Annotated in this window: 17 protein-coding genes; 9 read left to right on the forward strand and 8 right to left on the reverse strand. The window is 48.6% G+C overall.

The features are described from left to right. The first annotated feature begins 19 nt into the window (after positions 1-19). The 3 genes from NXS08_RS06010 (at position 20) to NXS08_RS06020 (ending at position 2,196) form a co-directional block, all read left to right on the forward strand. Positions 20-703: a DUF6318 family protein gene (locus tag NXS08_RS06010; protein ID WP_259138468.1), complete on the forward strand. Its 684-nt coding sequence runs from the start codon at positions 20-22 to the stop codon at positions 701-703. Between the two features lie 35 nt (positions 704-738). Then, entirely contained in the window at positions 739-1,425 is a 687-nt protein-coding gene (locus NXS08_RS06015) for a DUF6318 family protein (RefSeq protein ID WP_259138469.1), read from the forward strand. Between the two features lie 87 nt (positions 1,426-1,512). After that, positions 1,513-2,196 carry a DUF6318 family protein gene (locus NXS08_RS06020; protein ID WP_259138470.1) on the forward strand — a complete coding sequence of 228 codons (684 nt, stop codon included), beginning with the start codon at positions 1,513-1,515 and terminating at the stop codon, positions 2,194-2,196. A 463-nt stretch (positions 2,197-2,659) separates the two neighbouring features. On the opposite strand, the gene NXS08_RS06025 is transcribed toward NXS08_RS06020, so the two are convergent. After that, on the reverse strand, positions 2,660-6,247 hold the full coding sequence (locus tag NXS08_RS06025) for a bifunctional proline dehydrogenase/L-glutamate gamma-semialdehyde dehydrogenase (RefSeq protein WP_259138471.1): 3,588 nt from the start codon (positions 6,245-6,247) through the stop codon (positions 2,660-2,662). A 285-nt stretch (positions 6,248-6,532) separates the two neighbouring features. Beyond that, positions 6,533-8,026 (reverse strand): sodium/proline symporter PutP, encoded by a 1,494-nt coding sequence (putP, locus tag NXS08_RS06030; protein WP_259138472.1) that lies wholly within the window; start codon positions 8,024-8,026, stop codon positions 6,533-6,535. A 479-nt stretch (positions 8,027-8,505) separates the two neighbouring features. Between putP and rlmB the strand changes: the two genes are divergently transcribed. Beyond that, positions 8,506-9,486 (forward strand): 23S rRNA (guanosine(2251)-2'-O)-methyltransferase RlmB, encoded by a 981-nt coding sequence (rlmB, locus tag NXS08_RS06035; protein ID WP_259138473.1) that lies wholly within the window; start codon positions 8,506-8,508, stop codon positions 9,484-9,486. Positions 9,487-9,713: 227 nt separating this feature from the next. Beyond that, positions 9,714-10,646 (forward strand): endonuclease domain-containing protein, encoded by a 933-nt coding sequence (locus tag NXS08_RS06040; protein ID WP_259138474.1) that lies wholly within the window; start codon positions 9,714-9,716, stop codon positions 10,644-10,646. Between the two features lie 47 nt (positions 10,647-10,693). On the opposite strand, the gene cysS is transcribed toward NXS08_RS06040, so the two are convergent. Beyond that, positions 10,694-12,154: a cysteine--tRNA ligase gene (gene cysS, locus NXS08_RS06045; protein WP_259138475.1), complete on the reverse strand. Its 1,461-nt coding sequence runs from the start codon at positions 12,152-12,154 to the stop codon at positions 10,694-10,696. Positions 12,155-12,408: 254 nt separating this feature from the next. Between cysS and ispF the strand changes: the two genes are divergently transcribed. After that, a complete protein-coding gene (gene ispF, locus NXS08_RS06050; RefSeq protein ID WP_259138477.1) occupies positions 12,409-12,897 on the forward strand; it encodes a 2-C-methyl-D-erythritol 2,4-cyclodiphosphate synthase in 489 nt (162 codons plus the stop codon). A gap of 147 nt (positions 12,898-13,044) precedes the next feature. On the opposite strand, the gene NXS08_RS06055 is transcribed toward ispF, so the two are convergent. The 4 genes from NXS08_RS06055 to NXS08_RS06070 form a co-directional block, all read right to left on the reverse strand. Continuing rightward, complete coding sequence (locus tag NXS08_RS06055; RefSeq protein ID WP_259138479.1) at positions 13,045-14,427, reverse strand: MFS transporter; 1,383 nt, start codon at positions 14,425-14,427, stop codon at positions 13,045-13,047. A 162-nt stretch (positions 14,428-14,589) separates the two neighbouring features. Next, positions 14,590-15,327, reverse strand: a complete 738-nt coding sequence (gene ispD, locus NXS08_RS06060) for a 2-C-methyl-D-erythritol 4-phosphate cytidylyltransferase (protein ID WP_259138481.1) — start codon at positions 15,325-15,327, stop codon at positions 14,590-14,592. A gap of 6 nt (positions 15,328-15,333) precedes the next feature. Next, positions 15,334-15,852, reverse strand: a complete 519-nt coding sequence (locus NXS08_RS06065) for a CarD family transcriptional regulator (RefSeq protein ID WP_259138483.1) — start codon at positions 15,850-15,852, stop codon at positions 15,334-15,336. A 245-nt stretch (positions 15,853-16,097) separates the two neighbouring features. Further along, complete coding sequence (locus NXS08_RS06070; RefSeq protein WP_259138485.1) at positions 16,098-16,832, reverse strand: phosphoglyceromutase; 735 nt, start codon at positions 16,830-16,832, stop codon at positions 16,098-16,100. A 473-nt stretch (positions 16,833-17,305) separates the two neighbouring features. Between NXS08_RS06070 and NXS08_RS06075 the strand changes: the two genes are divergently transcribed. From NXS08_RS06075 to NXS08_RS06085, 3 genes are all read left to right on the forward strand, one after another. Further along, positions 17,306-18,577: a YibE/F family protein gene (locus NXS08_RS06075; protein ID WP_259138488.1), complete on the forward strand. Its 1,272-nt coding sequence runs from the start codon at positions 17,306-17,308 to the stop codon at positions 18,575-18,577. A gap of 43 nt (positions 18,578-18,620) precedes the next feature. Beyond that, a complete protein-coding gene (locus NXS08_RS06080) occupies positions 18,621-18,854 on the forward strand; it encodes a heavy-metal-associated domain-containing protein (protein ID WP_259138490.1) in 234 nt (77 codons plus the stop codon). Between the two features lie 285 nt (positions 18,855-19,139). Continuing rightward, positions 19,140-21,593: a heavy metal translocating P-type ATPase gene (locus tag NXS08_RS06085; RefSeq protein ID WP_259138493.1), complete on the forward strand. Its 2,454-nt coding sequence runs from the start codon at positions 19,140-19,142 to the stop codon at positions 21,591-21,593. Positions 21,594-21,784: 191 nt separating this feature from the next. Here the strand turns inward: NXS08_RS06085 and NXS08_RS06090 are convergent, their stop codons facing one another. Then, entirely contained in the window at positions 21,785-22,444 is a 660-nt protein-coding gene (locus NXS08_RS06090) for a DedA family protein (RefSeq protein ID WP_259138557.1), read from the reverse strand. Positions 22,445-22,475: the final 31 nt, after the last annotated feature.

The raw sequence follows: 22,475 nt of genomic DNA on the forward strand, positions 1-22,475 counted from the left end.
TTATGGTTTTGGAGAAGTTATGTCTACTCGTAAGCTCCCCTTACTCATTGCTATCAGCTTAATGTTTGCCCCTGCCCTGGCTGCTTGTGCAAACGACACTACTTCGCAGGAACAGGCTCCGCAGGCTACAAGCGATAACAAACCCACTGAAACAGAGACAAAAAACGAACCCGCAGCAGACGAAAACGGATTAATCCCCACCGACGACCCTAATGTTTTCAAAGCCACCAAAATAGTTCCCCGACCACCCGAATCAGCACAGTACCCTAAACCGGAATACCCCGCCCTCGGATACGAAAATAGTATTTACGGCGCCGAAGCAGTAGCAATCTACTTCGAAGACATGGTTGTCCACGCATACAGCACCGGCGATACCACAGACTTCGAAGCAATATGTACTTCAACAGCAGAATGGTGCCGAGAACAACTTCTCGGCGTTAAGAAAGTGACTGAAACAGACACCTGGTACAAATTCGAAAATGCTCCGGAAGTTACCGTCACCGGATACGCAGTAGTAACCGACGGCGGTCCAGGTGAATACTCAATCCGCATGGAATCAACCCTACCTAACTACACATATTTCAATTCAAAAAAGATGACCTTGACAAAGTATCCGAAGGGTAAGGTTTTACGTCGTGTTTTCTTAAGTTATCAAGATGGCCGCTGGGTAATCGTCGATGTAGGTTCGGAGATAATCGAATAAGAAATCTACTTTATATTTATGGTTTTGGAGAAGTTATGTCTAACCTTAAGATCTTATTACTCTTCGTTGTAAGTATGATACTTTCACCTATTTTGGTAGCTTGTGCGAACGACACTACTCCGTCAGAACAGGCTCCGCAAGCTACAAGCGATAACAAACCCAGTGAAACAGAGACAAAAAACAAACCCGCAGCAGACGAAAACGGATTAATCCCCACCGACGACCCTAATGTTTTCAAAGCCACCAAAATAGTTCCCCGACCACCCGAATCCGATCAATATCCTAAACCGGAATACCCCGCCCTCGGAAATGAAAATAATCTTAATGGTGCCAAAGCTGTGGCAGTCTACGTCGAAGACCTCGTTACATACGCATATTCCACAGGTGACACCACAGACTTAGAACTTGTTTGTAGCACCCGATCAAGCTGGTGCGCAGATAACATCGAGGGCGCTAAAAAAGTAGCAAAAGGCAGTATTTGGTACCGTTTTAATAAAGCCCCCACAGTCACTGCAACCGGATACCTAGAAGTTCCAAAAGAGCATAATCAAGGCGAATACTCAATCCGCATAGAAACACAGATCTGGGGATACACATATTTCAGTACCACCAAAATGGAACTTGCTAAATACGCGAGCAAAAAACTCTTACGTCACATAAACCTAAGCTTCTTAAACGGTCGCTGGGTTATCGTATCAGTAGATTCAGAAAGAATAGAATGACGATCGATTGCCATTTAACATCTCAACTGATTTTTCCTATCACCGTGTTTAAGAAACGGCAGCACTAGTTTTAGTTTTGGAGAAGTTATGTCTAACCTTAAGATCTTATTACTCTTCGTTGTAAGTATGATACTTTCACCTATTTTGGTAGCTTGTGCGAACGATACCACTCCGTCAGAACAGGCTCCGCAAGCTACAAGCGATAACAAACCCAGTGAAACAGAGGCGAAAAACGAACCCGCAGCAGACGAAAACGGATTAATCCCCACCGACGACCCTAATGTTTTCAAAGCCACCAAAATAGTTCCCCGACCACCCGAATCCGGTCAATATCCTAAACCGGAATACCCCGCCCTCGGATACGAAAATAGTATTTACGGTGCCGAAGCAGTAGCAATCTACTTCGAGGACCTATTACTATACGCATACAGCACCGGCGACTACGCAGATTTTGAAACCGTATGCACCTCAACAGCAGAATGGTGCCGCGACCAACTTATCGGTGTTAAGAAAGTAACTGAAACAGACACCTGGTACAAATTCGAAAACGCTCCGGAAGTTACCGTCACCGGATACGCAGTAGTAACCGACGGCGGCCCAGGCGAATACTCAATCCGCATGGAAACACTGCTCCCTGCGAGTACATATTTTAACTCACAAAAGATGACATTCTCAAAACACCCCCAAGACAAAGTCCTACGTCGCATTTTCTTAAGTTATCAAGATGGCCGCTGGGTAATCGTCGATTTAGGCTCGGAGATAATACAGTAATCCTAAAATGTATTTCCGTTTTCGTTTCTCTGTGTCGGGCTTATTAGCACTCCGAGTACAACTCACGAAAATACGCCCTAAAGCAGTCCCAAGATTGCAAAATAAAGCACTTTAGAATACCCATATTTCAATCAAAAACGCCCATTTATACGCTGACTTTCACATAGAAAACCGGCAAAAGCCGGTTACTAACAGCACGAAACAAGCAATTTAATCACTAATCTTCCTCCGCTCCTCTCGGAGCGTAACACGCCGCACCCATTTTTCAACCCACCTAGACATGAAGCTTAACGGGGAAATACAGCTGTTTTACAGAAAAGACGTGCCCACCGGTTTCCCAGGTGGGCACGTCTTCGGCGTGTTACGCTCCGCTATTGGAAAACAACACTCTTTCAGTGAAGACACTTCCGTATTGTTGAGCGCTTACTTCTTATAAAGCAAAACTACTTTCTAACTTTTATTCTCAGACTTCAAGGTTTGCGGTATCCCATCTGTCTGCCAAAACTTCAGCAGAAAGTGGAGTGCGATTACCAAAACGATGGTTTGTAATCGAAACTGCCTGTTCATGAACGAAGGGGAGAATTTCAATTCTCGAAGCGTCAGTAACCGGATCATCGAAAATAGCAATATCGATGCTACCACCCACAGCTCGACGCAAAGCATCCCCGTTCTCACCAACTAGGCGAACGCGTTCACCTAAATAGTGATTTTCAAGCAAACTACGCTGGAACTGAGCTTCGTTTTCTACAGTTGTCTCTACTCCGAACTTGTTAAGCAAAGCCACCAAATTCGTTGGCAGGTAGTCGCTTGAAGAAACGATTAACGCCACGTCATCAAATCCGCCACCATTTAAGAAACGAGCAAACGCTTCATTATCGTCAGCGAAGAAAGCAAAAGCACCTACTGACAAACCGGCAGACAGCACACGGAAGATTTCAAACTTGGTAGAGTCCTTTCCAAAACGGACGGTAGTTTCCGCAGGTAGGTAACGCAAAATATTACGTTCCACAGGAATATCACTTGGATCATGCAGTTCATCGAACACCTTTGCGGTAACGTAAGCATCATGCTTAACGACCTGCAAAAGATGATTGAAATCTTCCTCATCCAAATGTTCTTTAGCTACTTCAAGTAAGCCAACATACTGAGACTTTAACTGAACACTCTCTCCAGCAGGGATTGGTTCCAACTGAGTATTTTCGAAAGTTCCAAATCCGAACAGATAGTTCGGGCCGCCTGCTTTAGCGCCCTCACCAACAACTGAACGCTTCCAACCACCAAATGGTTGGCGCTGCACAATTGCCCCGGTAATCCCACGGTTCACGTAAACGTTACCGGCTTCAACATTATTTAACCAAAGGTTAATTTCTTCCGCATCCAAAGAATGCAAACCTGCAGTTAAACCATAGTCCGTCATATTCTGTAAGAAAATGGCTTCCTCTAAAGTATCAACCCGCATGATTCCCAGCAGTGGACCGAAATATTCAGTCAAGTGGAACTCTGAACCAGCTTCCACTCCGGCACGCACCCCTGGGCTCCACAAGCGACCAGTTTCATCCAACTGCTTAGGTTCAATCACCCAACGTTGTCCAGGTTCCAGCGTGGTAAGTCCGCGCATAAGTTTCTCACCCGGTTTCACAGACAGTGGCCCCATCTGTACTGAAAGATCATCTGCCCAACCGATATTTAGAGACTTAACTGCGTCAATTAGCTGATTGCGAACACGCTTAGAAAAACCTGCCGAGCCCACCAAAATTACGTTAGAACAGGCAGAACACTTTTGTCCGGCGTGCCCGAAAGCCGAGTTCACAATATCTTTAACAGCTAGATCTAAGTCTGCTGATGGAGTAACGATAATCGAATTCTTCCCTGATGTTTCTGCCATCAGTTTCATAGTCGGATCCCAAGAACGGAACAACTCGGCTGTTTCCGCACCACCGGTGAGAACTACCCGTTCAACCCGCTTATCAGTTACCAGTTCTTTACCAAGTTCACGTTCGCCAACATTAACTAATCCCAGAACATCTGCAGGTACGCCAGCTGCCCACAGACATTCAGCAATCACCGCACCACAACGTTTTGAAACAGAAGCCGGTTTAAGGATTACACCAGAACCGGCTGCTAAAGCAGCCAATACCCCGCCCGCAGGAATAGCCAAAGGGAAGTTCCATGGTGGGGTAATCAAAGTGATTCCCACCGGTTTGAAGTTAGCCCCATTTACTTTCTCTAGTTCTAAGGCTTGTTCTGCATAGTAGTGGGCAAAATCAGCTGCTTCTGATACTTCCACGTCAGCTTGGTCAAGTCCCTTACCAAGCTCAGACCCGGCGACCTCGATCAGATCTGCGCGGCGACGCGCAATCTCCACACCGGCACGGTGCAGGACATCTGCCCGCTCCGCAGCTGTTTTAGCTGCCCAAGTACGGGCTCCCAGCTCAATCTTGCGAATGAACTGGTCCAGTTCTTCAGCATTGTTAATTTCAGCTTCCTGGGCAGTTTCAACCCCCAAAGTAGAACTTGGGATACGGGCTGCGATCTGCTGTGCCCACGCTAAGTTAGCTTCAAGAGAAGGGTCAGAGTCAGCAATATTTTCAAATACCCACTGCCCATTTTCGTCTTGCACCTCAGCGGTGAGGGACTCAGTTGTTTCCGTCTGACGATTTTGTTTCCGGTTTGCTCCGACGCGGGAGTCGCCTTCAGTTTCTAACTGTTCCACCGCGTTTAAGAAACGTTCTTTTTCTTTTTCGAAAGAAGCTACGTTTGTGCCGATATCGAAAATCGACGCCATGAAGTTTTCGTCCGCTGAGTTTTCCTCCAGACGACGCACTAAGTAGGCTATCGCCACGTCGTATTCGTCTGGGTGTACCACTGGAACGTAAAGTAGAAGGCTGCCAATGTCTTCACGGACAGCTGACGCCTGCTGAGTTGCCATGCCTGAGAGCATTTCAATTTCCACGCCGGCAGTTACGCCGCGGTCTAATGCCATTTCCCAGGCAGTTGCTACTGTGAACAGGTTGTGACCGGCAACGCCAATCCGAATGTTTTCAATATTTTCTGGTTGCAGCGACCAATCAAGAATCCGCAGGTAGTTTGCGTCTGTTGCCTGTTTCGATTCCCAGGTGGTTAAAGACCAGCCGTGCATGAGCGCATCGACTCGTTCCATGGCGAGGTTGGCGCCCTTAACAACCCGAACTTTAATGGCTGCACCACCGCGAGCGCGTCGTTGCCGCGCCCAGGCTTGTAGGTCTTTCATAGAGTCCAGGGTGTCTGGCAGGTAGGCTTGGAGGACGATACCGGCTTCTAATCCGAGGAGTTCTTCCCGGTCTAGGATTTTCTTGAATACGTCAATGGTGATGTTGAGATCACGGTATTCTTCCATGTCCAGGTTGATGAACTTGTTTTTTCCGGAGGCGGCGGCGTACTGGTAGAGCGGGAGGAGTTGTTCTACTGCGTGGTCAACTACCTGCTGGTATCCCCAGGCGTTGTGTGGTCCGGTTACGGCGGATACTTTTAATGATACGTAGTCAACATCGTCACGTTTTAAGAGTTTAAGTGTGTCGTTTAGGCGGCGGGCAGCTTCTTTTTCTCCCAGGACTGCTTCGCCTAGTAGGTTCATGTTTAGGCGGCTACCGTTGGCGCGGAGGCGTTGGATTGCCGGCCCAAGTTTTGCGTCGGTTACGTCTACAACCAGGTCGCCAACTAGCGTGGCAAATACTTTACGGGCGGCTGGTACGGATAGTTTAGGAACGTGTTTTCCGAGGACGCCACCAACCAGTGCGGGAGTGCGGAGGTACCAGGGGAGGAATTCTGGGTTTTGTGCTCCGATTTTTGCTAGGTGTTCTGCGGCTACTTCTTTATCCTCAGGTCGGACGACTCCGTCTACGAATGCTACCGTGTAGTCGAGGCCTCCGGGCGCTTCCAACACGTTGGCGAGTAGCTTGGCAGCTTGTTCCATCGGGTATTTGTTAGAGGCATCTGCCCAGCGTCGAGCTCGTGATAGGGCGCGTTCAGCAATTTCTTTGAAATTAGCAAGCGCTGCGTTGGACTCGCTCATGATGTTCCTTTCAGATTGGTTGGATTTCCAAGGCCATTCTTGGGAATGAACCCACACTGGCAATAGCCTTTATTTTACAGTTCTTTGTGTTGAGATTCTTATTATTTCGTGGCTGAGATTTTTAGTGGTCACTAGGTGGACGTTTCTGACTGAAAATCGGAGCGTAACATTCCCAACTTATTCATGTCGGCGTGTTACGCTCCGATTTTCAATTTGTTTTCACCTCAACTTCAGTGTTGATTTTGAAATAAAAACGGTTTGTTTGTAATAAAACGGTTTAGGGTTTTACTTTTTCATTAGTTCTAATGATTCGTCGAATTCTCTTTCGATTTCTTCATTTGGCTGCCAGGTGAGAATCGAAACGATCATCGCTACGGCGAAGTTGATGATGAATCCGGGGAGGATTTCATACATTTCGAAGATTCCTCCTGAGAGGCTCCGCCAGATACCGACAGTTACCGCGCCTGAGACCATTCCGGCAATCGCTCCCCAGGTGGTGAGTTTGCGCCAGTATAGGGCCAGTATGACGGTTGGGCCGAAGGAGGCTCCGAAGCCCGCCCAGGCAAATGCGACCAGTGATAGGATGGTGTCATTTCTTACCCAGGCGAGGAAAGCTGCGAAGACTGAAACTCCACCTACTGCAATACGCCCTAGGAGAATCCCATCATTTTCGCGAAGTTCTTTCTTGCTGAAAGCTTTGTAAATGTCTTCGACGATAGCTGATGATGTTACTAGCAGCTGGGAGGAGATGGTTGACATGATGGCTGCCAAGATGGCGGCGAGCATTAGTCCGGCGATTAGCGGGTGGAACAGGAGTTGCCCCAGGGTGATGAAGACTGCTTCTGGGTTGGGTAGTTGGCCAGTATCGTGGCGGTATACCGCGATTCCGACGAGGGCGGTTGTGCCGGCACCGAGGACGGAAAGGAGCATCCAGCCAATGCCGATACGGCGTGCCGCTTTGGCTTCTGCAGGCGAACGTAGTGCCATGAAACGCACGATGATGTGCGGCTGTCCAAAGTAGCCTAAGCCCCAAGCCATTGCTGAGATAATCCCGAAAATTGTGGCTCCTAAAGCTGCTTCTCTGGGGCCGAGGACGGAGGTTAGGTCTGCATTGACTGAGTTGATTTGGTTGAAGAGTTCTACGGGACCGCCCACGTGCATGATGCCGACGATGGGTACCATGATCAGGGCGATTAACATCATGAGGCCTTGGACCACGTCAGTCCAAGATACTGCTAAGAATCCGCCTACGAGAGTGTATAAAACTGTAATTCCAGCTACCAGGACCATGCCGAGGTTGTAGTTCATTCCGAAGGAGGATTCGAAGAATACGCCGCCGGATACCATTCCGGAAGATACGTAGAAGGTGAAGAAAACCATGATGATAATACCCGCGACGATGCGGATTAGGTTTGTTGAGTCTCTTAGTCTGGAGCCAAGGAATGATGGGATGGTAATCGAGTTGGAAGATACTTGGGAGTAGGCGCGTAAGCGGGGGGCTACTAGTTTCCAGTTCAGCCATGCGCCGATGGTTAGGCCCACTGCGATCCAACCTTCGATTAGTCCAGCGGAATAGATGGCGCCGGGTAGTCCTAGTAGGAGCCAGCCTGACATGTCTGATGCGCCGGCAGAAAGTGCTGCTACGCCTGGGCCGAGTTGGCGTCCACCGAGCATGTAGTCATCAAGATCGTTAGTTCGGTTGTATGCGAAAAGTCCAATCATGATCATAGCTACGAGGTAGATCACCATCGCGCCAGCTTGGTAGGTTGTTGCTTCCATTCGGGGGAACCTCCTTTGGTTTCCTCATTTGGTTAAATAGGTGAAACAGTCCGCAAACTTTGTTTTAACGTTATTTTCGGTACTGATGTGAGAGTATCTGGGATTTACTTTCATTACCTACAGTTTACTCTTTAAATAAACACTCTGTTACTAATTCGTTATTTTTGCTGGGACTTTATGCACTTTTTGAGGCTTTTTAATCAACTTCAATCCTCCCTTTGTCCACCAAATCCCCTCCGAAGCGCCCTCCCCCTCCGAAGCGTAACACGCCGAGAAGATTCACTTCGGCGTGTTACGCTCCGCCCTCGGGAAGAAAACTCTGCCGCCACCACCCAAGTGACCCCCTCCCCACTGGAAAATTTATCCAACCCAGACGGTGAGAAACCTTGCAAACGTAGCCTTGCAGACAAGAAGAAGCAAACAGAACGGTAAAATGAAGCTAGAATCGATTTTTAAACGCAAATTAGGAAGATCATAAAATGGCTGGAAATGACGGCGCGCGACGCCCCACTCCCAAAAGAAAAAAAGGACCCCTAAAAGGCACCGGCGGACACTCCCGTCGAGCCCTGCGTCCCAAAGGCCCCACTCCCAAAGCTGAAGACCGCGTCTACCACGTAGCCCACAAACGCAAAGTCGCAAAAGAAATAGCCGAAAAAAAGAAAGCCCAAGCAGACGCATACCGCAACCGCACTTCCATTAAAATCTCCGCCGGAAACGAACTTATCGTCGGACGCAACGCCGTATTTGAAGCAGTCGATGCCGGCATAGAAATTGTCCGCGTATTCCTTGCCGGAAACGCATTAGATGAACGAATCGGCAAAGTTATCCGCACGGCAACTGCCCTGGGCGCCCCAATTCTTGAAGTTTCTAAACTAGACTTAGAAAACGCTTCCGGAGAAGCTGCCCACCAATCAGTAGGCATCGAAGTTCCAGGTTACGAATACTATTGCGCGCAAGACCTCTTAGATCGCGCCGCTGAAAACCATGAAATTCCGCTGATTGTCGCCCTCGATCAAGTAACTGACCCACATAATTTAGGTGCGGTAATGCGCTCTGGCGCGGCTTTTGGTGCCACCGGCGTACTCATCTCTGAACGGCGCTCCGCTTCGGTTAATGCCACCGTTTGGAAAGTCTCTGCCGGAGCTGCCGCCCAGGTGCCTGTAGCTAAAGAAACCAACCTGGTGCGCGCCCTCAAAGAGTTAAAGGAAGCAGGCTGTTTCATCGTTGGCCTAGATGGAAACGGGGACGTTTCCCTACGGTCATTAGAACTGGCTACTGCCCCACTGGTAATCGTCACCGGAGCGGAAGGTAAGGGCCTCTCGCGCCTGGTTCGTGAGACTTGTGACCAGATTGTTTCCATTCCAATTTCTGCAAAAATGGAATCTTTAAACGCCGCGGTTGCTACCGGCATCACTCTTTACGAGGTCGCTTCCAAACGTGCAGAAGCCCTAAGAGCTTAAATTATTTTCATCACCTAAAGCGTAACTCGCCGTAGTCGATCGACTCGGCGAGTTACGCTTTAAACACGTTAAATTGCCTTCAAAACACCAAGTCGGCGTGTTACGCTCCGCGAAAGAGAATCACCAGCCGGAAAAACCCTGTCCCCAGCTAAAGGAAACTCCTGTTTTTCCACAGAAAAACTCTGCAGCGGTAGCCTACACCAGAGTAAGCTTGCAATTTTTAGTTTATGAAAACCCACGCTTTAAATCGCTCAACTTCCGCCACGCAAAACCCGGCCCCCTCATGTGCAGAAAATCCGCGTCTTTCCCACCAACCCTCTTTAGTTCACGCTCCCAGTAAAATACTGCAACACACTAAAGAAGTCATGCACCGCACCCGCTCTACGGTAGCTCTCACCCTCTACCCGGCGAGTCTCCTGTATGAGCTTCCCAGCTGGAATCTTCCCCAAGAAATCAACGTCTTATACTTTAAGCAAAGAACCTTCAGCAAAACTAAAGTAGGGCGCGACAAGTTCGGAAATGGTATTACGGTACGAAGATATTTTCGTAACTTTCCACCCGAAGCAGTAACCGTAATCGACAAGCAACCCATTTTACGTTTGGAATGGCTACTTCTAGATTTCCTACTTCTGAAAAACCCATATAACGCGCTGGTAACAGCAAACGCTATCTTGCGGAAACTAGTGGGAGCAAGTCGCGAAAATAGTCAGGCACAACAGTTACTCACCCAACGATATTTAACGTATTTTGAAGCCCTCACCCGTAAATATATTAGTAGCTACTACCAGCAGCGCGTGCTACGCAGAATCAGACTGCTAAACCCTCTGAGTGAATCGCCTTTAGAATCTGTAATCGAAGTTGCCATCCGCCAGCTTAAATACCGCACTTATAAAACCCAAGCACCGATCCCTCTGCCACACACAACTTTCTACACAGACGGGTTACTTCCGCGGTTAAAAGTTGTAGTTGAAGCTGATGGAGAGATTAAACGCCGCGCGGATCCAGAGCTAGTCCGCCAACGTTCCCGCGAGCGCCTCATAAAATCACTGGGCTATAGAATCATTCGTTTCAGCGCGGACGAATGTTGGGATCGGCATTTGCTGGAAAATATCTGCCGCAAGTTGGCAAAGCGCCCACCGGTTCACTTACATAAAATATAGTCCGAGGGCGCCCTCTGACCTCTCCGTAAAGCTCAGGGTTTAAAGGATCACGCTAAATGCCAGCGAGCCCCTTCGGGGGAATCTTCAACTATAATCCCCGCAGCCGTTAAACGATCTCTTAAATCATCGGCTTTAGCCCAATCTTTTTCAGCGCGGGCTTGAGCGCGTTCAGCTATCACTGCGGTTACTAAATGATCTAAAGCCTGTTGCATTTGCCCTTCGCCTTGCATATTTCCAAATACGAAAGGAGCCCACTGAGCAGAACCAGGATCCAACCCTAAGATCGCTAACATAGCGCGGACATCCCAAAGTGCTTGGTACATACGTTCAAAATCCGACGCAGAAATAGCTGAATTTCCGGCTTTTAAATGCTCGTAGATGACAGCTAAAGCACCTGCAACGTTTAGATCATCATCCATTGCCTGGCAAAATGCTTCAGGTAATGGATGGCTTGCAAGGGCGTCCTCGGGAATCTCAGGAAGCTGCTGTTGCTGCGCCAACTGCGTGGCTCGGGTAACAAAACCAGCGAAACGTTCCCAGGTAGCTTGGGCAGCTGCAATAGTTTCTTCGCCGTATTCCACGGTGGACCTGTGGTGCACTGTTCCCAACGCGAATCTGAGGACTGGGGCGGGCACGGTTTCTAAAATATCGGCAACTAGCAGCGAGTTACCTAAAGATTTAGACATTTTTTCACCTTTTAAGGTGACCCACGCATTATGCACCCACATTTGGGCGAAGCCCCAGCCTGCGCCGTGGGATTGTGCCTGTTCATTTTCGTGGTGTGGGAAGCGCAGGTCAATCCCCCCACCGTGGATATCGAATGTCTCCCCCAGGTAGCGTTCTGACATGGCGGAACATTCTAAATGCCAGCCGGGACGTCCTTTCCCCCAGGGGGATTCCCACGCTGCGGTAGTCGGTTCAGTGGGTTTCCACGCTTTCCAAAGCGCAAAATCTCGGGGGTCTTTCTTCCCAGCTTCGGTTGCTGCGTCGATTTGCGATTCGTCTTCAGTGGTGCGCATATTTGCTAGTTCTTGACGAGTTAAAGAACCGTAGTCGTCCAGAGAATGCACATCAAAATAAACGTTACCTTGCCCATCTGCGTAGGCGTGGCCGCGTTCCATGAGGCGTTCGATCAGGTGTAGTTGGTCGGTTATGTGCGCGGTTGCGCGAGGTTCAAAAGTGGGTGGGAGCAGACCCAATGCTTCGTATGCGGCGGCGAACTCGCGTTCAAATTTCGCTGCCCATGCCCACCACGGCTGGTTCGCTTCGGCTGATTTGCGTAAAATTTTGTCGTCGATATCGGTGATATTGCGAATGTAGGTGACCTCTATCCCGTTGTATTTTAACCAACGGATTAATGTGTCAAAAGCTACTGCTGAACGCATATGTCCAATGTGGGGACTGCCTTGTACAGTTGCACCGCAGAGGTATATTCCCACGTGTCCTGGTTTAACTGGTTTTAAAGGTTCGACAGTGCGAGTAGCTGAATTATATAGATGGAGGTTCACTCTTCCAGGTTAGCTGATTTTTAGCGTGAAGTTCTACCTCTGCGAGGTTTCTTGTAGCTGTTTTCCCGTTCCCTAACTCTCTTTCGCGGAGCGTAACACGCCGAGTTCATTTAACTGCACTCCTCACTATAGTCACTATCTGCGGAGCGTAACACGCCGTTTACAGTATATTCGGCGTGTTACGCTCGCGGGTTTAGGTAAGGTGGGGACTTGCTCCAGTACTTTTTCGGCATATCGTGTCATAAAATCTTGTTATGACTACTTTTCCTGAACTACGCACGGGCATTGGTACCGATGTTCACGCTTTTGCTGCTGCCGATTCTGGCAAAGAAATGTGGTTGGCCTGCTTACAATGGCCAAATGAAGTTGGTTTAGAGGGACACTCTGACGCTGACGTGGTGGCGCACGCCTGTTGTGATGCCTTATTTGCTGCTGCTGGCCTGGGTGATTTAGGCACACATTTTGGGACTTCCCGCCCCGAGTGGGCGGGGGCTTCGGGAGAAGCTTTACTGAAAGAAACTTTACGAATCATTTCCGAGGACGGTTGGAAAGTCCTTTCAGTTTCAGTGCAGGTAATCGGAAACCGTCCGCGAATTGGTGCTCGACGTGTGGAAGCCCAACAGCGTTTAACAGAGATTATTGGCGCGCCCGTTAACTTTGGTGCTTCAACGACTGATCATCTGGGGTTTGCTGGTCGCGGTGAAGGGTTGCTGGGGATTGCTACTGCCTTATTAGCTCGCTAACTAAACTCTCCTTCGCGGAGCGTAACACGCCGAGAAGATTTTCTTCGGCGTGTTACGCTCCGAAAATTAAGAGGGGATTACCTGACGCAGTTTGCGACTGGTAATCCCCTCTTTTAAGGTTGGTAGTTTTGCGGTTATCGTTAGCTTTTATTTACCGTCAAAGGAGTTTAGGTGAGCGTGTTTTTCTTTGACGGGAATAAGCATGAGCATCCCCACTAGCAGGATTGAAATAATTCCTAAGATGCCAAAATGTGCGGACTGTTGCCCGGGGCTTACGTAGTTTAATCCGATAGTTACGAAAAGACCGTACATTGCGGGAGCTAGGAAGGAAACTGCGCGCCCAGTGGTGGCATATAATCCGAAGACTTCTCCTTCTCTGCCTTCGGGAATAACTCTGCCGAGGAATGATCTGGAAGCGGATTGGGCGGGTCCTACGAATCCTGCCAAAGTTAAGCCTGCTATCCAGAAAACTGTTTTTCCTTCACTGTGGAAGAAGAAAACGATTAGTCCCATGCAGATCATTACGAATAAAGAAATCATGATGGTTTTCTTCGGGCCAATCCCGTCATCTACCCATCCGAAGATAATCGTAACTGCTGCTGCTACAACATTAGACGCTACGGCGAAAAGAATAATTTCTGAGTCAGAAAACGCAAAGGTTACTTTAGCTAAGATCGCCCCGTAGGTGAAAACTCCCGCCAGTCCGTCACGGAAAATCGCGGAAGCGAAAAGGAAAAATAGGGTATGGGGGGCTTCTTTATAAAGCCGTTTTACGGTTTTTACAAGGTGACGGTAGGATTCGACGATAGTTTCTGGAGCCTCCTCCTCATGCCCTTCAAGTTTACGTCCCGGTATCGCGAAAATTACTGGTAGCGCAGAGAGCCCAAACCAGAAAGCGGCAATCACCATGGCGGCTCGCACGTGCATTCCGTCATCTTTGGGGAATGGGAAAAGCGGATTATCTCCTAGGAAAAGGATTAGCAGAAGGAAAAGCAGAACGATGCCCCCCAGGTAGCCTGCAGCCCAGCCGATACCGGATACTCGCCCCATATTTTCAGGGGTGGAGATGCGTCCAAGCATAGCGTTGTAGTTTACCGAGGCAAACTCGAAGAAGATATTTCCAGCTGAGAGCAGAATAATCCCCAGCCAAAGAGCGCCTTGCATTCCAAAAGTTGAGCCGGGGCGGACAAAGAACATTCCCAATAAGGCTGCGAAAACCACGAGGGAATTCGCTCCCAGCCAGAAAGTGCCTTTGCCTTTCCTGTCTGCGCGTTGTCCACTGATTGGAGCGGTGAGAGCAATGATGATACCTGCGATGGTTAAACCCCAGGAGAGTTTAATAGAGGATTCTGAGGGATCTCCGAAAAGGCTTGAAACCAGGTAGGTGGAGAACACGAAAGTGGTTGCTACCGCGTTGAATGCGGCAGATCCCCAGTCCCAGATTGCCCACGAGAGAATGGTTTTATTCAGGAGTTTGCCTTTTTTCGGTTCCTTCTGAGAATTTTTGTCAGTATTTATTACTGCACTCATCATTTGTCCTTCAACTTTTCAATGACAATGCTTTTCTAAATTTACCTAACAAACGTCTTTTACCGGTTATTAAAAGCCGTTATGAAAAACTTTCCGCCTAGTTTCGACATTTTCTCGCCGGATAGTTGTCGTTTCTTCCCGAGGGCGGTTTCTGTAACTTTCCTATCCGCTGGAAGGGTTAAGAGTGACTAGACTTCGAGCAATTTCCAGATCAAAAGGAGTAGTAATTTTTAAACTAAATTCACTGCCGGCTACCAGTGCCACTGGTTCATTTACTAGTTGCATTAGTGAAGCATCGTCAGTGAATTCGCCTGTTTGGTTTGCCTGCGCTTTTTGGTGTGCCCTTAGGATAGTTTGGTATTTGAATCCCTGAGGAGTTTGTACGGCACGCAAAGTGGAACGGTCTGGAGTTTCCCCTGCCCATTCGCCTGTTTGATTCACAACTTTAGTGAGCGTATCCACTACGGGAAGAACGGGGATTACCGCGTTTACTTCCTCTAACTTGTCGCTTATTCGATCGATTACTTCAGTTGGCATGAGGCAGCGTGCCGCATCGTGAATTAGTACTTTTGCTTGGGGGATAACTTTTGTGATGGCTAGTTTTTCGGCTAGTTTTTCTATCCCAAGTAAACCTTGGTATACACTCGCTTGTCTGGAGGGACCACCCTTTACTACCAGCACTTGGGGGGCGCCCTCGAAAATCTTTTCAAACTGAGAAAAAATCTCCCTGTCAGCCGGAGCGGTAACTACCACCCCTGCCACCTGCGGGTGCTGTGTGAAAGTTTTAACCGCTCGTTCAACTAGGCTAATTCCATTCAAACAAACCAGGGCTTTGGGCTGTGAATAACCTAATCTGCTTCCTGAACCCGCTGCTGTAACTACCGCAAAGATATTTTTCACGAACACCTATTTGTCACTTTCTGATGCTGGCATACCAGAGTGTGGATTTTCTAAAATCTCATCTAAACAGATTTCTGCTTGCGCATGATCAACACCTTTTGCAAGCACCACTTCAGAAGCCAGAATCTGCCGAGCTTTAACAAGCATTCGTTTTTCACCTGCGGATAAACCGCGAGACGCTTCGCGACGAGTCAAATCCCGCACCACCTCAGCAATACTTTTAATATCCCCCGAAGCTATCTTCTCTTGATTTTGCTTATAACGGCGCGACCACACTGCCGGTTCGTCATCAGTTTCTTCGTGTAAGATATCGACAACCGCTTGAAACCCAGTCTCATCAACAACATCTCGAGCGCCGACTAAATCAACATTTTCAGCGGGTACTTGAATCGTGAGATCCCCTTGGAGAACTCGTAAAGTTAAATAAGTCCGTTTTTCTCCCTTGAACTCACGAACGTCAATCGCTTCAATCCTTGCAGCGCCATGGTGCGGATAAACAATTGTTTCACCAACTCGTAAGGTCATGATGACCTCCTGACATTTGACATGACCTTCTTCAGTTTATCAGTTGCCCCATATTCGCATTACTGTTTACGCGAAGCGTAACTCGCCGGATTCATTTTCTTCGGCGAGTTACGCTCCGCGATAAACTATCGCTACCTAAAATCTTGCCCGGACAATCTGTCCTCTATAAGTGTTTGAAATAGATCGGTGGGGCACTCAAAACGAGTGCCCCACCGACAAGATATTTACAGTTTAACTACCAGATTTTATTTACCCTGATTAGCTACGGCGTCGATCTTTGCCTGCGCATCTGGATCTAGGTATGTGCCGCCCTTCTTGATTGGCACCAGGTTTTCGTCCAGTTCGTAAAGCAATGGGATACCGGTGGGAATATTAACACCCACAATGTCATCGTCTGAGATACCATCCAAGTGCTTTACAATCGCCCGTAAAGAGTTACCGTGCGCAGCAATCATAACGGTTTTGCCGCTCTTAATAACTGGAACAATGGTTTCTTCCCAGTAGGGAAGCATACGAGCCAACACGTCTTTGAGGCATTCAGTTGCAGGGATTGGTTCGCCTGCGTAACGAGGATCGGCGTCTTGGGAGAATTCGGAACCAAGCTCGATTGCTGGTGGTGGCACGTCGTAGGAACGGCGCCAGAGCATGAACTGTTCGTCTCCGTACTGGTCGCGGATTTCTTTCTTATCTTTTCCTTGCAACGCACCGTAGTGACGTTCGTTTAGACGCCAGTCGCGGTGAACTGGAATCCAGTGTCGGTCGCAAGCATCCAATGCTAGGTTTGCGGTCATAATCGCACGGCGCAACATGGAGGTGAAGAGAACTTCAGGCAGGATGCCTTCCTTCTTCAGAAGTTCACCACCGTGGGTTGCTTCTTCTCGTCCCAGATCAGAAAGTGGAACGTCTACCCAACCGGTGAATAGGTTTAGAGCGTTCCATTCGGATTGTCCGTGACGTAACAGTACCAGCTTGTAAGTCATGAGGATTCCTCTCAAATGCGGATTTTCTTTGGGTTCCGTTTTGACCCGTATGGTTCTATTGTAGTGGATTTTGCGGCAATAAGAACGGGACATTTGGCCAGGTTAGTTGCGTTGGGTTCGCAATTTTTCCGAGGGCGGTCAAAATCAATTCGGCGTGTTACGCTCGCGGTTTTGGAAAGGGTTTACTCCGCCCTCGCTGTATTTATGTATGTGAGGCAACCTTATTTACTGTATGCCCTGTGCCCTTAATGTTTTCTCCCCAGCTTTCTTTTCCTTTGCGGGCTGCGCTTCTTGCCAAGGTAACTTTCCAGCAAACTCTTCCCGTACCAAGGTAACTTTTTCGGAGCGTAACACGCCGAGTTTACGACTGAAGTTAAACTTGGTTCTTTTGCACTGGGATTTTCGACAGGTTCCGCTAACTTTTCTTCTTTTCAAAGGGCACAGAAAATACAGTTATTGCTAAAGTTGTATGCATGACGCATTCACACCAGCATGGCGCAATCGACCTTCCGCAACAGCACCTTCGGCGGATCCGAGTTATTTTGACTGCCCTGGTAGTTCCGCTAGCGGTACTCACGTTGATTGGCATGGTTTGGCTGTGGCCCTCCAGCGAGAATTCTCCAGTTGGCAGTATTCCTCCCTTTTCGGAAGGAACTACAGTTACCAAAGCTAAAGTAACTAGCTTAGATGTGGATAATTGTCAGTTAGATTCAGCCGGTAATCCTTCCACAGAGCAGCCCACTTTACCCGGGTACACAACGATCCCAAACTCTGATCGTTTAGTTCCTTCTGCTCTTTGTGCGCAGATTTTAGAAGGACCATCTAATGGTTTAGAAGTACAGCTACAGGTTGCCCCAGAGAAATTTTCAGCCATTTCAGTGGGAGACACCATCACCGTTTTACGCACAGAAACTGGGGGGACACAAGGAGTTATCCATGTTTTTTGGGATATGGAACGCACCAGCCCACTGTTGATTCTTTTTGGTATTTACCTGATCTTAGTGGTTGTAGTAGCTCGGCTTCGTGGTTTAGCTGCGATTGCTGGTTTAACTGCGTCGATTTTGATTCTCGTTTATTTTGTGATGCCAGCTTTAATGGAAGGTAAGTCTGCCCTCCTGGTGACTTTAAGCGGCGTTTCGGCAATGCTATTTGCTTCTGTTTACTTTGCGCATGGGATTTCCATTCGGACAACCACCGCATTATTAGGAACTTTCGGGGGAATGGCTTTAACCGTTTTCCTTGCCTTTTGGCAGGTTGATGCCGTTCATCTTTCGGGTGGATCAACTGAAGAGTCTCGTTTAATTTTTGGATTCCTCCCAGAGGTTTCTCTACAGTCATTACTTATTTGCGGGATTGTGATTGCCGCTTTAGGGGCTTTAAATGATGTCACGATTACACAAGCATCCACCGTGTGGGAATTGCACGCAGCTAATCCTCTAATGGGGAAAACTAAGTTATTCTCTCACGCTATGCGTGTAGGACGCGATCATATTGCCTCAACTGTTTATACTTTGGCGTTCGCTTATGCAGGAACGGCGCTTCCTGCTTTGCTTTTAGCTCTGATGGTTAATCGTCCGCTTTTAGAGATCGCGGTAACTGCAGAGATAGCAGAAGAGATTGTACGTACGCTAATCGCTTCGATTGGTTTGATTATTTCTATTCCGCTTACTACTTTTATTGGTGCGTTACTGGTAGTTTTCACACAGGGACATCAAAAGGATCCGCAGCCATTAGCTAGCGAATAGTTTGAGTTTTCTCCATTTACATTTACTAAGAAAGGAAATCATTATGAGTACTTACAAGATTGAAGTTAAGGGGCTTACCTGTGGGCACTGCGTTGCTTCAGTAACTGAAGAATTGCAAGAAATTCCTGAGGTTTCTGCTGTGGAGGTAGCTTTAAATGCTGGTAAAGAAGCAGTTTCTGTTGCTTCGGTAACTACTTCTGCTGAAGTAAGTGAAGCTGCTTTTGCTAACGCAGTTGACGAGGCCGGTTATGAACTGGTTTCTGTTTCGGCTGACTGATCTTTATTTCTTTTAAACGGGTGGCCTCTTATTTTCGAGATTATCCGTTATTTTCTGTTTCTCCGCGGAGCGTAACACGCCGAGTTGGTTTACAGTCTTTTAGACAGCCAGCTTTTGGTTTTCTTTATTTTGATAATCACTTCGGCGTGTTACGCTCCGGGGATTTTGGAGATGTTGGCTTTTATTTTCCACTGGTATTGGAGCATTATGGGTACCTCTACTGAGAATCGTGCGGTTAAGCTGCGGAATCGTCTTTTTATTTCAAGTATTCTTACTTTTCCGGTCATGTTTATCTCAATGATTCCTGCTTTACAGTTTGCCGGCTGGCAGTGGGTGGTTGCAGTTTTGGCAACTCCGGTGGCAGTTTGGGGAGCTTATCCTTTCCACCGCGCAGCATTTCAAGCTGGCCGCCACGGTGGGTTCACGATGGATACGCTGGTTTCCCTGGGGGTAATTGCTGCGATGGGTTGGTCTTTGTGGGCACTGTTTTTCACTGAGGCGGGCACGTGGGGGCATGTGATGCATATGTCTTTCCTTCCGCAGAATACTTCTGGTCACCCCGAGTTGTATTTTGAAACTGCTGCGGTGGTGACAACTTTCCTGCTGGCTGGCAGATACGCGGAAAGTTACACTCGCGCGCAAGCTGGTGACGCTTTACGTACCCTGCTGGAGTTAGGGGCTAAGTCGGCGGTAAGGATTGAAGCTGATGATAGTTTAAGTGAAGTTCCTGCCCAAGAGCTGGCGGTCGGTGATTTGGTTTTAGTGCGTCCGGGCGAGAAAATTCCAGCTGATGGGGTGGTGGAATCTGGTTCCGCTGCAGTTGATACGTCTCTTTTAACGGGTGAGCCGCTCCCAGTTTTCGTTTCTCAAACGGATGCGGTGACCGGGGGGACGATTAACACTGATGGGGTATTAAAGGTACGCCTTACGAAAGTTGGCGCTGAGACAACTTTGGCGCAAATCGGTGAGTTGGTAACTGCCGCGCAGTTAGGGAAAGCTCCGGTACAGCGCCTTGCTGACCGAGTTTCGGGAGTTTTTGTTCCGGTTGTTTTGGTAATTTCTGCACTTACTTTGGCTGGCTGGCTGCTAGCGGGAGCTTCCACTCAAGCTGCGTTTACTGCTGCTGTGGCGGTGCTGGTGATTGCTTGCCCCTGCGCTTTGGGGTTGGCTACTCCCACTGCTTTACTGGTTGGCTCGGGACGAGCTTCTCAGCTGGGGATTGTGATTAAAGGCCCGGAGATTTTGGAATCGACGCGGCAGATTGACACGATTTTGTTGGATAAAACTGGGACGATTACCGCTGGCAAAATGCGGGTCGCTGAGTTCATTACAGCTTCGGATACTAATTTTTCCGAGGGCGGTGTGTCTGACTCTCAGTTCACTTCTTGGGCAGCTGCTGTTGAAGCTCAGTCATCTCACCCCATCGCTACTGCAATAGTGGATCATCACGCTTCCCTCTCCGCGGAGCGTAACACGCCGAGTACACAACCAGTTCCCGCGGAGCGTAACACGCCGAGTACACCACCAGCTGGCTTACCACCCGTTTCTGATTTCTTTAACCACGCTGGTTTTGGAGCCTCAGCAAACGTCCTAAATAAAAGGGTTTTTGTTGGCAGCGAAAAGTTCCTGGGCGACCTCGGCTTTGATTTAACTGCTTGGCAACCACGTCTGCAAACCGGATATGCAGAGGGGGCAACCGTAGTAGTTGTCGGCGCGATTGCGCAAACGGAACTTTCCCACCTCACCCCCAGCAGAGCAGCAAATACCCACCCTGAAGATTCTGCGCACACCAGCAGTCAAACTGCTATAGAAACTGGTGCAACACAATCAGAAAATGATGTTTCGCAACTCGTAGTAGAACTATCGGTTCAGGGGATGACCTGCGCGTCTTGTGTGCGCCGGGTAGAGAGGAAACTCGAAAAGCTCCCCGGCGTATCCGCACAAGTTAATCTGGCAACAGAAACAGCGCGCATTACATTGTCGAGCACACAGTTTACCGACCCGGCGAAAGAGTTAGCTGAAACTGTAGAAAAAGCCGGTTATGGGGCAAAGATCCTCTCCCAAACCGCCCTCGAGAAGAAAACTGAAAGCATTTTAGACCAATCCACGCCCACTCACCATGAGTGGGAAAATGCGGCGGCAATTTTGGAAACTGTGCCAGCTGCAGCTAAGCAGATTGTGGGAGTTTATTTGATTTCTGACCAGATTAAGCCCAGTAGCGCGCAAGCGGTAACGCAGTTGCGTGAGCTGGGGATCACGCCGATTATGCTCACTGGTGACAATCAGATTTCCGCGGAAAAAGTCGCTGCCCAGGTGGGGATTACGCAAGTTTTCGCGCAGGTTTTACCTGCTGAAAAACGCGATCATGTGGCTCGGTTACAAGCTGAAGGTAAAGTTGTGGCGATGGTTGGTGACGGCGTGAATGATGCGGCGGCGCTGGCTCAAGCTGGCGTGCAGGGGCTGGGAATCGCCATGGGGTCTGGCACGGACACGGCGATTGAGGCTTCCGATATTACTTTAATCCGCGCGGATTTAGCTAGTGTTCCTACGGCTATTCGGATTTCTCGAGCAACTTTGCGGGTCATTAAACAGAATCTTTTCTGGGCTTTTGCTTACAACGTGGCGGCGATTCCTCTGGCGGTGGCAGGTTTGCTTAATCCGATGATTGCGGGGGCGGCGATGGCTTGTTCTTCAGTGCTGGTGGTCTCTAACTCGCTGCGCCTGCGCCGGTTTAAATAGCCGTCACTTCTAAATTCCCGATCCTGCGGAAGCGTCTTTAATTTTTAGAAGCGTAACTCGCCGATTTCACTTGAGTCGGCGAGTTACGCTTCTGTAGTATTTGGGTTTGCTTTTCCTATTTCCCGAGGGCGTTCCGCTAACGTCTCCTATTCTTCGGAGCGTATCTTAACGGGTTAAATCAATTCGGCGTGTTACGCTCCGGGGGTAGAAGCCTGCTTAGCTCGGCGTTTATGGAGGAAGTATTCCACAAACATTGGAAGTACTGAAACAAAAACAATCAGGAAAATAATGGCACTTAGGTTATCGTGAATAAACGGAATCCCACCTAAGGCAGAGCCGATTAAAGTCAGTCCACCTCCCCACAGTAAGGCTCCGACTAAATTCCAAAGCGCAAATTTGGTGCGGTTATAGCCTGCTATGCCAGCAGCGATTGGCACGAAAGTGCGAACGAATGGAACGAAACGTCCCATCACCAGGGAACGTCCCCCGTAGTGTGCGAAGAAGTTTTCAGACTTCACCAGGTGCTCATTTTTTAAGAAGCGGGCGTCATCTGAAAAGAGTTTCCGCCCGAACTTTTCACCGATCCAGTAGCCAACTTGGGATCCAGCCATAGCGCAGGCAACGATAGTGAGAATCAAAACCCAGAGGTTTAATCCCAGCTGCGAGTGAAGTAAACCAGCGGAAAAGACCAGGGAGTCTCCGGGGAGAACGGGAAAAAGAACCCCAGATTCAATGAAAACAATTAAGGCGACGCCTAAGAGAACCCATTTCCCAAGGGCAAGTAGCAGAGTCTCAGGATTTTTAAACCACTCCAGTAAAGTGCTGAACCAATTGGAATCATTTCCTGTCATTGGTTGGCTCATTTCGGTTAAAAACGCTTCT

The organism is Gleimia sp. 6138-11-ORH1, assembly GCF_024814355.1.
Taxonomy (GTDB): domain Bacteria; phylum Actinomycetota; class Actinomycetes; order Actinomycetales; family Actinomycetaceae; genus Gleimia.

Coding starts and splice junctions, on each gene's coding strand:
- NXS08_RS06010 (WP_259138468.1), top strand. CDS start 20: ATGTCTACTCGTAAGCTCCCCTTACTCATTGCTATCAGCTTAATGTTT.
- NXS08_RS06015 (WP_259138469.1), top strand. CDS start 739: ATGTCTAACCTTAAGATCTTATTACTCTTCGTTGTAAGTATGATACTT.
- NXS08_RS06020 (WP_259138470.1), top strand. CDS start 1,513: ATGTCTAACCTTAAGATCTTATTACTCTTCGTTGTAAGTATGATACTT.
- NXS08_RS06025 (WP_259138471.1), bottom strand. CDS start 6,247: ATGAGCGAGTCCAACGCAGCGCTTGCTAATTTCAAAGAAATTGCTGAA.
- putP (WP_259138472.1), bottom strand. CDS start 8,026: ATGGAAGCAACAACCTACCAAGCTGGCGCGATGGTGATCTACCTCGTA.
- rlmB (WP_259138473.1), top strand. CDS start 8,506: ATGGCTGGAAATGACGGCGCGCGACGCCCCACTCCCAAAAGAAAAAAA.
- NXS08_RS06040 (WP_259138474.1), top strand. CDS start 9,714: ATGAAAACCCACGCTTTAAATCGCTCAACTTCCGCCACGCAAAACCCG.
- ispF (WP_259138477.1), top strand. CDS start 12,409: ATGACTACTTTTCCTGAACTACGCACGGGCATTGGTACCGATGTTCAC.
- NXS08_RS06055 (WP_259138479.1), bottom strand. CDS start 14,427: ATGAGTGCAGTAATAAATACTGACAAAAATTCTCAGAAGGAACCGAAA.
- NXS08_RS06065 (WP_259138483.1), bottom strand. CDS start 15,852: ATGACCTTACGAGTTGGTGAAACAATTGTTTATCCGCACCATGGCGCT.
- NXS08_RS06070 (WP_259138485.1), bottom strand. CDS start 16,832: ATGACTTACAAGCTGGTACTGTTACGTCACGGACAATCCGAATGGAAC.
- NXS08_RS06075 (WP_259138488.1), top strand. CDS start 17,306: ATGACGCATTCACACCAGCATGGCGCAATCGACCTTCCGCAACAGCAC.
- NXS08_RS06080 (WP_259138490.1), top strand. CDS start 18,621: ATGAGTACTTACAAGATTGAAGTTAAGGGGCTTACCTGTGGGCACTGC.
- NXS08_RS06085 (WP_259138493.1), top strand. CDS start 19,140: ATGTTTATCTCAATGATTCCTGCTTTACAGTTTGCCGGCTGGCAGTGG.
- NXS08_RS06090 (WP_259138557.1), bottom strand. CDS start 22,444: ATGACAGGAAATGATTCCAATTGGTTCAGCACTTTACTGGAGTGGTTT.